Here is a 12,307-nt window from a genome sequence, read left to right on the forward strand (position 1 = left end):
CACTGACAAAAAGTTGTCAGAATCATTGTCAAAGAAATCCGCGACCAAACCCCCCCAAAAAAGAAGGAATCCAGTCAACGGGGCATAAACAAACTAATTCGTCGACTATGACACACTGTTGAGTTCTCAAACATCAGACGCACACCGCAGCCGACCCACTCGGGGCCGGTCGCCGGGGCAACCTGCAAAAACTTACCGGTTCAGTTCCACCCCGTCAACTCGGGGCCGTTCCTCACTGGTGCCGGGCGCGCAACAACGCCCTCGACTTGGCCTCTCGGCCCGAAGGGCGCCGCTCACCGCGACGAGAAGAACGTTAGCAGGGCTTCCGCGCCTACCCCAAATCGGGTCTGCGCGACCCCCGCAACGGGGCTGCCGGCCGGTACGTCGAGACGCTCCGCTCCCCCGTGATCCAGAAGCGCCATAGCCTGTCCGGGGCGCCCCGGAGCCCCACCCTGGGGCCGGTCGACGGGTCGGTCGGCGGCGCCCCGAGCGTGAGCGTCACCGGCCCACGGGCGAGGTCGGTGCCGTCGTGGTCGAGCGAGATGCCGAGGGCCTTGCACAGTCGCGCCGGCCCCCGGGCGAGGTCGCGATCCGTGGACCCGGGTCGGCGTGCACGCGCGACCTCGATGCCCTCGACCACCTCGCCTGCCCGGAGCAGGACGGCGCTGGCCTGCCCGACCGGTCCGCAGACGACGTTGCAGCAGACGTGCATGCCGTAGGTGAAGTAGCAGTAGAGGTGGCCGGACTCGCCGAACATGACGGCGTTGCGGCGGGTCCTGCCGCGGTAGGCGTGCGAGCCGGGGTCGTTCGCCCCGTCGTACGCCTCCACCTCGGTGAGCCGCACGGCGACCTCGCCGTGCCGGAGCACGGCGTTCAGCAGGCGCGGGGCCTCCTCCAGGACCGGCCCGGAGAGCTCAAGCGAGCCGGGCACGGTGTCGGTCGACGAGGGCGGAGAGCTCGGACAGCTGCTCGCGCACACGGGCCGGTGCGGTCCCGCCGCGGCCGTCGCGGGAGGCGACCGAGCCTTCGACGGTCAGCACGTCGCGGACCGCGGGCGTGAGCGCGGGCGAGATCTCCGCGAACTGGTGGTCGCTGAGCTGGTCGAGCTCGATGCCGAGCTCCTCGCAGCGGCGTACGCACTCGCCCGCGACCTCGTGCGCTACCCGGAACGGGACGCCCTCGCGCACCAGCCACTCGGCGACGTCGGTGGCGAGCGAGAAGCCCTGCGGGGCGAGCTCGGCCATCCGGGCGCCGTCGAAGGTGAGCGTCGCGACCATCCCGGTGAAGCCCGGCAGCAGGACCTCGAGAGTGTCGACGGAGTCGAAGACCGGCTCCTTGTCCTCCTGGAGGTCCCGGTTGTACGCGAGCGGGAGCGCCTTGAGGGTGGCGAGGAGACCGGAGAGGTTGCCGATCAGGCGGCCCGCCTTGCCGCGGGCGAGCTCCGCGATGTCGGGGTTCTTCTTCTGCGGCATGATGCTCGACCCGGTCGACCAGGAGTCGTGCAGCGTCACGAAGCCGAACTCCCGCGTCGACCAGAGGATGACCTCCTCGGCGATCCGGCTGACGTCGACGCCGACCTGGGCGGCCACGAAGGCGAACTCCGCGACGAAGTCGCGAGCGGCGGTGCCGTCGATGGAGTTCGCGCTGGAGCCGGTGAAGCCCAGCTCCGCGGCGACGCCCTCCGGGTCGAGACCGAGGCTGGAGCCGGCGAGTGCACCGGAGCCGTACGGCGAATCGGCGGCCACCCGCGCGTCCCAGTCGCGCAGCCGGTCGACGTCGCGGAGCAACGCCCACGCGTGTGCCATCAGGTGGTGCGCGAGCAGCACCGGCTGGGCGTGCTGGAGGTGGGTCCGGCCGGGCATCACGACGTCGAGGTGGTCGCGCGCCTGGGTGGTCAGGGCATCGACGAGGTCGAGCACCTGGCCGGCGACGACGGCGGCGTGGTCGCGCAGGAAGACCTTGAAGAGCGTGGCGATCTGGTCGTTGCGACTGCGGCCCGCGCGGAGCCGGCCTCCCACGTCGGCGCCGACCTCCTCGACGAGCAGCCGCTCGAGGGCGCCGTGGACGTCCTCGTCGGACGGGTCGGGCAGCAGGGTGCCGTCGGCGTACCGCTCCCCCATGACGTCGAGCCCGCGGAGCAGCTCGGCGTGGTCGGCGTCCGTGAGCAGCCCGGCGCGGTGCAGGGCGTTGGCGTGGGCGCGTGAGCCGGCGAGGTCGTACGGCGTGAGCCGCCAGTCGAAGTGCGTCGACCGCGAGAGCGCGTCGAGCTCGGGCGAGGGGCCGCCCGCGAAGCGCGCGCCCCAGAGCTTGCCGGTGTTGGTACCGGAGTCCTTGCCGCTCATCAGTCGCTACCGAACTCCATCGCGGCGGCATCGAGGGCCACCTCGTCGGGCTCGACGTCGACGCCGGGGTTCGCCTCGATGCGCTCCGCACCGCCGGCCGGCAGCTCGCCGAAGAGCGTGCCGTGCTCGACGAGGACCTGGCCCTGGTCGAGCGGCTGCGCGGCGTACAGCTCCAGCTTCGCGCGGGAGTCGGCGATGTCCAGGTTGCGCATCGTGAGCTGGCCGATGCGGTCGGTCGGGCCGAAGGCGGCGTTCTCGGTGCGCTCCATCGAGAGCTTGTCGGGGTGGTAGGAGAACGTCGGCCCGTCGCTGCGCAGGATCGTGTAGTCCTCGCCGCGGCGCAGCCGCAGCGTGACCTCGCCGGTGACGAGGGAGGCGATCCAGCGCTGGATCGACTCGCGCAGCATCAGCGCCTGCGGGTCGAGCCAGCGGCCCTCGTAGAGGAGCCGACCGAGCCGGCGGCCCTCGAGGTGGTAGTTGGCGATGGTGTCCTCGTTGTGGATCGCGTTGAGCAGCCGCTCGTAGGCGATCCAGAGCAGCGCCATGCCGGGCGCCTCGTAGATGCCGCGGGACTTGGCCTCGATGATGCGGTTCTCGATCTGGTCGGACATGCCGAGCCCGTGCCGGCCGCCGATGACGTTGGCCTCGTGGACCAGCGCGACCGGGTCGTCGTACGGCTTGCCGTTGATGGAGACCGGGCGGCCCTCGACGAAGCCCACGGTGACGTCCTCGGGGGCGATCTCTACCGAGGGGTCCCAGAACTTCACGCCCATGATCGGCTCGACCGTCTCGAGCGAGACGTCGAGGTGCTCGAGGGTCTTGGCCTCGTGGGTGGCGCCCCAGATGTTGGCGTCGGTGGAGTACGCCTTCTCCTGCGAGTCGCGGTAGGGCAGGTCGCGCTCGGTGAGCCACTGGCTCATCTCGGCGCGGCCGCCGAGCTCGGTGACGAAGTCGTGGTCGAGCCACGGCTTGTAGATGCGCAGGTCGGGGTTGGCGAGCAGGCCGTAGCGGTAGAACCGCTCGATGTCGTTGCCCTTGAACGTCGAGCCGTCGCCCCAGATGTCGACGCCGTCCTCGTGCATCGCACGCACCAGCATCGTGCCGGTGACAGCGCGACCCAGGGGCGTGGTGTTGAAGTAGGCGCGGCCGCCGGAGCGGATGTGGAAGGCGCCGCACGCGATCGCGGCCAGGCCCTCCTCGACCAGCTGCGGGCGGCAGTCGACGGCACGGGCGATCTCGGCGCCGTACTGGAGCGCGCGGCCGGGTACGCCGCTGATGTCGGGCTCGTCGTACTGGCCGATGTCGGCGGTGTAGGTGCACGGCACGGCGCCCTTGGCGCGCATCCAGGCGACGGCCACCGAGGTGTCCAGCCCTCCGGAGAACGCGATGCCGACGCGCTCGCCGACCGGGAGGGACGTCAGGACCTTGCTCACGTTGGTTCCTTCTGCGTTGGGTTAGTGGGAGCTCTGGGAGTGGGAGTCGGCGAGGGCGAGGAAGCGGTGGGCGAGGGCGTCGCCGCCGCGCGCGTCGCGCCCGATCACGAGGACAGTGTCGTCCCCCGCGATGGTGCCGAGGATCTCGGGGAACTCCGCCTTGTCGAAGGCGGAGGCGAGGAACTGGGCGGCGCCGGGGGGCGTCCGCAGCACGACCAGGTTGGCGCTGGACTCGGCGCTGACGAGCAGCTCGCCGCACAGCCGGGCCAGCCGGGCGGCCGCGGCCTGGGTCTCCCCCGGCGCCGCGGGTCGTCGGTCGCCGCCCTCGGCGGGTACGGCGTACACGAGCGCGCCGTCCGCGGTGCGGACCTTGACGGCGTCGAGCTCGACCAGGTCGCGCGAGAGCGTCGCCTGCGTGACCCGGAGGCCGCTCTCGGCCAGCAGGTCGGCCAGGTCGCTCTGCGAGCGCACCTCGTGCTGCGTCACGATCTCGACGATGCGCTGGTGGCGCGCGCTCTTGGTGGTCGGCCTCATCGTGGTGCTCATCCAGCCTCCAGCAGGAACGTGAGGATGGCCTTCTGTGCGTGGCGGCGGTTCTCCGCCTCGTCCCAGACGACGCTCTGCGGCCCGTCGAGGACCTCGGCGTCGATCTCCTTGCCGCGGTAGGCGGGCAGGCAGTGCAGGACGATCGCCTCCGGGCGCGCCTGCGCGAGCAGCTCGCTGGTGAGCGAGTACGGCGCGAACACCTCGACACGGGACGCGGCCTCGTCCTCCTTGCCCATCGAGATCCAGGTGTCGGTGACGACCACGTCGGCGCCGGTGACGGCCGCGACCGGGTCGGCCTCGAGCGTCGCCGAGCCGCCGGTTGCGGCGGCGATCTTCGCCGCCCGCTCGACCATCACGGGCGCCGGCATGAAGCCCTCGGGCGAGCTGATGCGGACGTGCATGCCGGCCGTCGCACCGGCGAGCAGCCACGAGTTGCCCATGTTGCTGGCGCCGTCGCCGACGAAGGCGACGGTCAGCCCGGCGAGCTCCTGCTTGTGCTCCTGGATCGTGAGCAGGTCGGCGAGGAGCTGGCAGGGGTGGAAGTCGTCGGTCAGCGCGTTCACGACCGGAACGCCGGCGTGCTCGGCCATCTCCTCGAGCCGGGCCTGCTCGTAGGTGCGCCAGACGATGATCGCGGCCTGCCGGCCCAGGACCCGGGCGACGTCCTCGACCGACTCGCGCACGCCGATGCCGGCGAGCGCGCCGTCGACGAGCATCGGGAACCCGCCGAGCTCGGCGATGCCCGCCGCGAACGACGACTGGGTGCGCAGGGTCTGCTTGTCGAAGATCGTCGCGACCGTGCGCGGGCCGGCGAGCGGCTTCGCGTCGTACGGCGCCCGCTTGAGCTGGGCGGCGAGCGCGAGCACCTGCGCCTGCTCGGCGGGGGTGAGGTCGTCGTCGGCCAGGAGATGCCGGATCTTGGGGGCACTCATTGCTCGCCTCCCTGCGTGGCGAAGGCCGTGTCGAGGATCCCGGGCCAGGCGGCCAGGAGCGCGTTCACGTCGTCGGCGGTGATCACCAGCGGCGGGACCAGGCGGATCCGCTTCGGCGTGGGGTTGTTGAGGATGAAGCCGGCCGCCTGGCCGGCCGCCACGACGTCGGCGGACACGTCGGCGGCGAGGTCGAGGCCGATGATGAGGCCGGCACCGCGGACCTCGGTGACCCGGGGGTCGGCGGCGAGGCCGTCGCGGAGCTTCTGGCCGAGCACAGTGACGTGCTCGAGCAGGTCTTCGCCCTCGATAGTCGCGATCACCGCGAGCGCGGCGGCGCACGCGACGGGGTTGCCGCCGAACGTGGTGCCGTGGTTGCCGGGCTGGAGCAGGTCGCCGGCGGCGCCGACGCCGATGCAGGCGCCGATCGGGAAGCCGCCGCCGAGCCCCTTGGCGACCGTGACGATGTCGGGGCGCACCTCCGTGTCGTGGGCGAACCACTCGCCGGTGCGTCCCATGCCGGACTGCACCTCGTCGAGCCACAGCAGGGCACCGTGCTCGTCGGCGGTGCGTCGTGCGGCGGCGAGGTAGCCGTCGGGCGCGACGTTGACGCCGGCCTCGCCCTGGATCGGCTCGAGCAGGATCGCCGCGGTCTCGTCGGTGACGGCGGCCGCGAGGGCGTCGGCGTCGCCGAAGGGCACGAACGTCACGTCGCCGGGCAGCGGCTCGAACGGCGTCCTGTACGCCTCCTTCGACGTCAGCGCCAGCGCACCCATGGTGCGGCCGTGGAACGAGCCCTCCGCGACGACCACGTGGGTGCGGCCGGTGCGGCGGGTCAGCTTGAACGCCGCCTCGTTGGCCTCGGTGCCGGAGTTGGTGAAGAACACCTTGCCGCCGCCGGCACCGACGCCGAGCAGGGCGAGCAGCTTCTCGGCGAGGTCGACCTGGGGGGCCGTCGTGAAGAAGTTCGAGACGTGGCCGAGGGTCTGCAGCTGGGTCGTCACGGCCTCGACCAGCGCCGGGTGGGCGTGGCCGAGCGCGTTGACGGCGATGCCGCCGAGGAAGTCGACGTACTCGTTGCCGTCGGCGTCCCAGACGTGGGCGCCCTCACCCCTGGCCAGCACCAGCTTGGGCGGGCCGAAGGTGTTCATGAGCGAGGCGGCGTACCGCTCCTGATAGGTATCGCTCACTGGGCGTCCCTCGCCTTCCGGGTCTTGGTGTCGACGCCCGGCAGGACCTGCGTGCCGACGCCCTCGTTGGTGAACAGCTCGAGCAGGACCGAGTGCGGCTCGCGGCCGTCGACGACCGTGGCACGAGGGACGCCGTTGCGCACGGCCTGGAGGCAGGCGTCCATCTTCGGGATCATCCCGGAGGCGAGCGTCGGGATGATCTCGGCGAGCGCCTCGGGGCTGATCTCGCCGATCACGTCCTCGGAGTCCGGCCAGTCGAGGTAGAGGCCCTCGACATCGGTCAGCACGAGCAGCTTCTCCGCCTTCAGCGCGACCGCGAGCGCGGCCGCGGCGGAGTCGGCGTTGACGTTGTAGATGTCGCCGTCGGCGTCCGGGGCCACGCTGGAGACGACCGGGATCCGGCCGGCCTCGATGAGGTCGAGGACCGACTCGGGCCGGACCTTGGCGACCTCGCCGACCTGCCCGAGGTCGACCTCCTCGCCGTCGACGACCGTGCTGGCCGGCTCGGCGGTGAAGAGGCCGGCGTCCTCGCCCGAGCAGCCGACCGCGAGCGGGCCGTGCTCGTTGATCAACCCGACCAGCTCGCGCTGGACCTGGCCGACCAGCACCATCCGGACGACGTCCATGGCCTCCGGCGTGGTGACCCGCAGACCGCCCCGGAACTCCGACTCGATGCCGAGCCTGCCGAGCATCTGGGAGATCTGGGGACCGCCTCCGTGCACGACGACGGGCTTGAACCCGGCGAACCGGAGGAACGCGATGTCCTCGGCGAAGGCGCGCTTGAGGGTGTCGTCGGTCATGGCGTTGCCGCCGTACTTCACCACCACGATCTTGCCGTGGTAGCGCTTCAGCCAGGGCAGCGCCGCGGCCAGCGTGCGGGCCTTGGCCGGGTCGGGCTTGCTGGGGTCGTGGTGGATGTGCTCGATGACGGAATCGCTCATGAGGAGTAGGCGCTGTTCTCGTGGACGTAGGCGTGGGTGAGGTCGTTGGTCCAGACGGTCGCCCGCTCGGACCCGGCCTTGAGGTCGATCGTCACGCTCACCTCGCGGGGCTTGAGGTCCACGGTCGAGGGGTCCGCGTGGGGCGTGGACCTCTTGCAGACCCAGACGCCGTTCATCGCGACGTCGAGGTCGGCGGGGTCGAACCGGGCGCTGGTCGTGCCGATGCTGGCGAGGACCCGGCCCCAGTTGGGGTCGTTGCCGAAGACGGCGGCCTTGAAGAGGTTGGACCGCGCGACGCTGCGACCGACCTCGACCGCCTCGTCCTCGGTCGCCGCGTTGAGGACGGTGATCGCGATCTCGTGGTCGGAGCCCTCGGCGTCGCCGAGCAGCTGCATCGCGAGGTCGGTGCAGGCCTGGGTGAGCGCGGCGGTGAAGTCGTCGACGCTCGGCGTGATGCCGCTGGCGCCGCTGGCCATCACGGTGACCGTGTCGTTGGTCGACATGCAGCCGTCGGAGTCGAGCCGGTCGAAGCTGACCCGCGTCGCGGCGCGCAGCGCCGTGTCGAGGTCGGCTGCCGGGACGACGGCATCGGTGGTGAGGACGACCAGCATCGTCGCCAGCTGCGGCGCGAGCATGCCGGCGCCCTTGGCCATGCCGCCGATCGACCAGCCCGCGCCCTCGACGACGACCTGCTTGCTGACCGAGTCGGTGGTCATGATCGCGTGGGCGGCGTCGTCTCCACCGTCGGCGTCGAGCGCGTCGTACGCCGAGGCCGCCCCGGCCAGGACCTGGTCGCGGTCGTTGGTGAGCCCGATCAGGCCGGTCGAGCAGACGACGACGTCGATCGCGCCGATGCCGAGCTTGCCCGCGACCGTCTCGGCGACCGCGTGGGTGGTCTGGAAGCCCTCGGGGCCGGTGTAGCAGTTAGCCCCGCCGGAGTTGAGGAAGACCGCCTTGACGGTGCCGTCCTTGACGGCCTCCTGGCTCCAGAGGACGGGGTTGGCCTTGCAGCGGTTGGCGGTGAAGACGCTGGCCGAGGCGAAGTGGGGGCCGTCGTTGACGACGAGCGCGACGTCCTTCGCGCCGGTGGACTTCAGGCCGGCGACGACGCCGGCGGCCCGGAAGCCCTGGGGGGTCGTGATGGTCACGGAGCAACTCCTACGGTCGAGAGGCCCAGGCCTTCGTCGAGGCCGAGCGCGAGGTTCATGCACTGGACGGCAGCGCCGGCGGTGCCCTTGGACAGGTTGTCCACGGCACCGACGGCGACCATTCGTCGTGCGTCCTCGTCGACCGTCACCTGGAGGTGCACGGAGTTGGAGCCGGTCACGGACTTGGTCTGCGGCCACTGCCCCTGCGGGAGCAGGTGCACGAACGGCTCGTCGGCGTACGCCTTGGCGTAGACCTCGTAGACGTCGTCGGCGCCCAGGTCCTGCGCGAGCGTCGCGCTGCAGGTGGCGAGGATGCCGCGCGGCATCGGGACGAGCAGCGGGGTGAAGCTGACCCGGACGGTGCCGTCGACGAGCGCGGAGAGGTTCTGGGTGATCTCGGGCGTGTGCCGGTGGACCCCGCCCACGCCGTACGCGCTGGCGTTGCCCATGACCTCGCTGCCGAGGAGGTGCGGCTTGGCCGACTTGCCGGCACCCGAGGTGCCGGAGGCCGCGACGACGGACACGTCGGGCTCGACGACGCCGGCGGCCACCGCCGGAGCGAGGGTCAGCGTGGAGACGGTCGGGTAGCAGCCGGGGACCGCGACGCGGGTCGCACCGCGGAGCAGGTCGCGCTGGCCGGGCAGCTCCGGGAGGCCGTAGGGCCAGGTGCCGGCGTGGCTGCCGCCGTAGAACCTCTCCCAGGCGGCCGGGTCGGCGAGCCGGAAGTCGGCGCCGCAGTCGATCACCACGACGTCGTCCCCGAGCTGCGCGGCGATCTCGCCGGACTGTCCGTGCGGGAGCGCGAGGAAGACCACATCGTGTCCGCGCAGGGTTTCGATGCTGGTCTCGTCGAGCACCCTGTCATCGAGGGGCACGAGGTGCGGCTGCAGTGCGCCGAGCGGCTGCCCCGCGTTGGAGGCCCCGGTGAGGGCGCCGATCTCGACCTCGGGATGGCCGAGGAGCAGGCGCAGCAGCTCACCTCCGGCGTACCCGCTGGCTCCGGCGACGGCGATCCTGGTCGACATGTGCATGACTATACACGCTCCTGCATGACCATTAAACGAAGGTGCGGGGTGCCAGCGCTCACCCGTAGGTTCTCCGCATCATGACGCGACTGACCTTCGACGACTACCTCCGCCACATCGAGACCGAGTCCAACCGGCTGCGCACCGCCCTCGCCACCACCGACCCCGCCGCGCGGGTGCCGTCCTGTCCGGACTGGAGCGCCGCGGACCTGCTCGGCCACCACATCGGCGTGCTGCACTTCTGGGCCACGATCGTCGAGCAGCGGCCGGCCGGCGCCGACGACGTGCAGGAGCGCGAGCTGCCCACGGCGTACGACGAGCTCGTCGCGCTCCACGAGGCGCAGACGGCGCGGTTCGTCGCCGCGCTGACCGCCGCGGACCCGACCGAGACGGCCTGGACCTGGTCTCCGGAGCAGACCGTCGGCTTCACGTTCCGCCGGCAGGCGCACGAGGCGCTGATCCACCGGCTCGACGCCGAGCAGACCGCCGGCGACGTCACGCCCCTCGACCCCGCCCTGGCCGCGGACGGGGTCGACGAGGCCCTGGACGTCATGTTCGGCGGTACGCCGGGATGGGGCGCGTTCGCCGGCGGCGGCCACTTCGTCCGCGTCGACATCACCGATCGCGGCGAGTCCGTGTGGGTCGAGACCGGACGGTTCACGGGCACCGACCCCGAGAGCGGCAAGAGCTACGACGAGGACGACATCTCGAAGGTCGAGCCCCGGGACTCCGAGCCCGACGCCGTGGTGAGCGGCCCGGCCGCCGCGCTCGACTCCTGGCTCTGGCGGAGGGCCGACGCCACGGGCATCTCGATCACGGGTGACGAGTCGGTGACGGCGCTGTTCCGGTCGTGCGTGGACCAGCCCATCGACTGAGCCGCCCGCGCTGAAACCGGTGAAACCCGATTGAAGGCGGGCTGAAACCGGGCGCGCTCACGCTGGGCGGCATGACACGAGTTCCTGACACCGACCTGGCCGTCGCGGCCACCGGGCTGGTCAAGACCTTCGGCGAGTTCCGCGCGGTCGACGGCATCGACCTCGAGGTACGGCGCGGTGAGGTCTTCGGCGTGCTCGGACCCAACGGGGCGGGCAAGACGACCATGCTCAAGATGCTCGCCACGCTGCTGCCGATGGACGGCGGCGAGGCGCGGATCTTCGGCGTCGACGTGCAACGGCAGCCCCACATGATCCGGCAGCTCGTCGGCGTGACGGGGCAGTACGCCTCGGTCGACGAGAACCTCACCGGCGCCGAGAACCTCTGGCTCTTCGGCCGCCTCCAGGGCCTCTCGTCCGCGCAGGCGCGGGCGACGGCCGCCGACCTGCTGGAGCGGTTCGGCCTCACCGAGGCCCGCGACAAGCGGATCAGCGAGTTCTCCGGCGGTATGCGCCGTCGGCTCGACCTCGCGGCGAGCCTCATCTCGCTGCCGCCGCTGATCTTCCTCGACGAGCCGACCACCGGCCTCGACCCCCGCACCCGCGGGCAGATGTGGGAGACGATCCGGGAGCTGGTCCGCGGGGGCAGCACCGTGCTGCTGACGACGCAGTACCTCGACGAGGCGGACCAGCTCGCCGACCGGATCGCGGTCATCGACCACGGCGTCAAGGTCGCCGAGGGCACCCCGGACGAGCTCAAGACCTCGGTCGGGGGCTCGACGCTCCAGCTGCGGATGTCCGAGCCGACGGACACGCCGGACGCGGCGGCCGTCGTACGACGCGTCGTCGGCGACGAGCCCGTGCTCACGCCCGAGGCGGGCGGCATGAACGTCGCCCTGCCCGACGCGAACCGGGCGGCCGACGTGCTGATCGCCCTGCGCCAGTCCGGGCTCTCGATCGCGTCCGCGACCGTGCAGAAGCCCACCCTCGACGAGGTGTTCCTCGCCATCACCGGCCACGCGGCCGAGGACGAGGCGCCCACCGACGACCGTGCCCTGGAGATGACCCGATGAGCACCCTGACGCCCGCCGCGAGCCTCGACCGCGAGCTGACGACCCACCCGACCCTGCGCGACACGATCGACCAGACCCTGTCCATGGCGTGGCGGGCGATCAAGAAGATGCAGCGGAACTTCGAGCAGATGTTCGACGTCACGATCCAGCCGCTGCTCTTCACGGCGATGTTCGCCTACATCTTCGGCGGCGCCATCTCCGGCGACGTCGACAGCTACCTGCCGCTGATCATCCCCGGCCTCATCGGCCAGACGATCCTCACCGCCTGCGTCGCCACCGGCGTGCAGCTGCGCGAGGACATGGACAAGGGCGTGTTCGACCGGTTCAAGTCGCTCCCGATCGCGCGGATCGCGCCGCTCGCCGGGCCCGCCCTGGCCGACATGCTGCGCTACTTCATCGCGTCCGTGCTGACGTTCACCGTCGGCATCGTGATGGGCTACCGTCCGGACCCGCTCGGGCTGGTCGCGGCCATCCTGGTCGCGGTCTTCGCCGGCTGGTCGATCGCGTGGATCTTCACCTGGTTCGGCACCGTCGGCCGCAGCGCGCAGGGCGTGCAGGGCATCTCGCTGATGGTGATGTTCCCGCTGACCTTCCTGTCGAACGCGTTCGTGCCGACCGAGACGATGCCCTCCTGGCTGCAGACCTTCGCGGACATCAATCCCGTCTCGCACGTGATCACCGCGATCCGCGACCTGGCCAACACGGGCTCGGTCACCGCGAACGTCGCCTGGGCGGTGATCGGCTGCCTCGCGGTGGTCGTGGTCTTCCTGCCGCTGTCGGTGCGGAGCTACAGCCGGAACCTGTGACG

At 71.4% G+C, this 12,307-nt stretch carries 12 protein-coding genes; 3 read left to right on the forward strand and 9 right to left on the reverse strand.

Features of this window, described 5'->3' with window-relative positions:
• Positions 1-331: 331 nt before the first annotated feature.
• Genes ACFQQI_RS23565 through argC form a run of 9 tightly spaced genes read right to left on the reverse strand, consistent with a single transcriptional unit; the run spans position 332 to position 9,554 of the window.
• Positions 332-931, reverse strand: coding sequence for a DNA-3-methyladenine glycosylase (locus ACFQQI_RS23565; RefSeq protein WP_378569061.1), 600 nt, complete (start codon positions 929-931; stop codon positions 332-334).
• A complete protein-coding gene (argH, locus tag ACFQQI_RS23570; RefSeq protein WP_378569062.1) occupies positions 915-2,342 on the reverse strand; it encodes an argininosuccinate lyase in 1,428 nt (475 codons plus the stop codon). The genes ACFQQI_RS23565 and argH overlap by 17 nt, the downstream gene beginning before the upstream one ends.
• Complete coding sequence (gene argG / locus ACFQQI_RS23575) at positions 2,342-3,775, reverse strand: argininosuccinate synthase (protein ID WP_378569063.1); 1,434 nt, start codon at positions 3,773-3,775, stop codon at positions 2,342-2,344. Before argG ends, argH begins: the two co-directional genes overlap by 1 nt.
• A 21-nt stretch (positions 3,776-3,796) precedes the next feature.
• Complete coding sequence (locus tag ACFQQI_RS23580) at positions 3,797-4,321, reverse strand: arginine repressor (RefSeq protein WP_378569064.1); 525 nt, start codon at positions 4,319-4,321, stop codon at positions 3,797-3,799.
• Positions 4,318-5,253, reverse strand: a complete 936-nt coding sequence (gene argF, locus ACFQQI_RS23585) for an ornithine carbamoyltransferase (protein ID WP_378569065.1) — start codon at positions 5,251-5,253, stop codon at positions 4,318-4,320. The genes ACFQQI_RS23580 and argF overlap by 4 nt, the downstream gene beginning before the upstream one ends.
• A complete protein-coding gene (locus tag ACFQQI_RS23590) occupies positions 5,250-6,401 on the reverse strand; it encodes an acetylornithine transaminase (RefSeq protein WP_378569524.1) in 1,152 nt (383 codons plus the stop codon). The genes argF and ACFQQI_RS23590 overlap by 4 nt, the downstream gene beginning before the upstream one ends.
• Positions 6,402-6,436: 35 nt before the next feature.
• Positions 6,437-7,381, reverse strand: coding sequence for an acetylglutamate kinase (gene argB / locus ACFQQI_RS23595; protein WP_378569066.1), 945 nt, complete (start codon positions 7,379-7,381; stop codon positions 6,437-6,439).
• Positions 7,378-8,529, reverse strand: coding sequence for a bifunctional glutamate N-acetyltransferase/amino-acid acetyltransferase ArgJ (argJ, locus tag ACFQQI_RS23600; RefSeq protein ID WP_378569067.1), 1,152 nt, complete (start codon positions 8,527-8,529; stop codon positions 7,378-7,380). The genes argB and argJ overlap by 4 nt, the downstream gene beginning before the upstream one ends.
• A complete protein-coding gene (gene argC / locus ACFQQI_RS23605; protein ID WP_378569068.1) occupies positions 8,526-9,554 on the reverse strand; it encodes an N-acetyl-gamma-glutamyl-phosphate reductase in 1,029 nt (342 codons plus the stop codon). Before argC ends, argJ begins: the two co-directional genes overlap by 4 nt.
• 80 nt (positions 9,555-9,634) lie before the next feature.
• Here argC and ACFQQI_RS23610 point away from each other — a divergent pair, with 80 nt between their 5' ends.
• The 3 genes from ACFQQI_RS23610 to ACFQQI_RS23620 all read left to right on the forward strand — a co-directional run bounded on the left by ACFQQI_RS23610 (position 9,635) and on the right by ACFQQI_RS23620 (position 12,305).
• Positions 9,635-10,429, forward strand: coding sequence for a maleylpyruvate isomerase family mycothiol-dependent enzyme (locus ACFQQI_RS23610; protein WP_378569069.1), 795 nt, complete (start codon positions 9,635-9,637; stop codon positions 10,427-10,429).
• Positions 10,430-10,500: 71 nt separating this feature from the next.
• Positions 10,501-11,499: an ATP-binding cassette domain-containing protein gene (locus ACFQQI_RS23615; RefSeq protein WP_378569070.1), complete on the forward strand. Its 999-nt coding sequence runs from the start codon at positions 10,501-10,503 to the stop codon at positions 11,497-11,499.
• Entirely contained in the window at positions 11,496-12,305 is an 810-nt protein-coding gene (locus tag ACFQQI_RS23620; RefSeq protein ID WP_378569071.1) for an ABC transporter permease, read from the forward strand. The genes ACFQQI_RS23615 and ACFQQI_RS23620 overlap by 4 nt, the downstream gene beginning before the upstream one ends.
• Positions 12,306-12,307 lie beyond the last annotated feature (2 nt).

The sequence above is a fragment of the Nocardioides sp. GCM10030259 genome (assembly GCF_042666375.1).
Taxonomy (GTDB): Bacteria; Actinomycetota; Actinomycetes; order Propionibacteriales; family Nocardioidaceae; genus Nocardioides.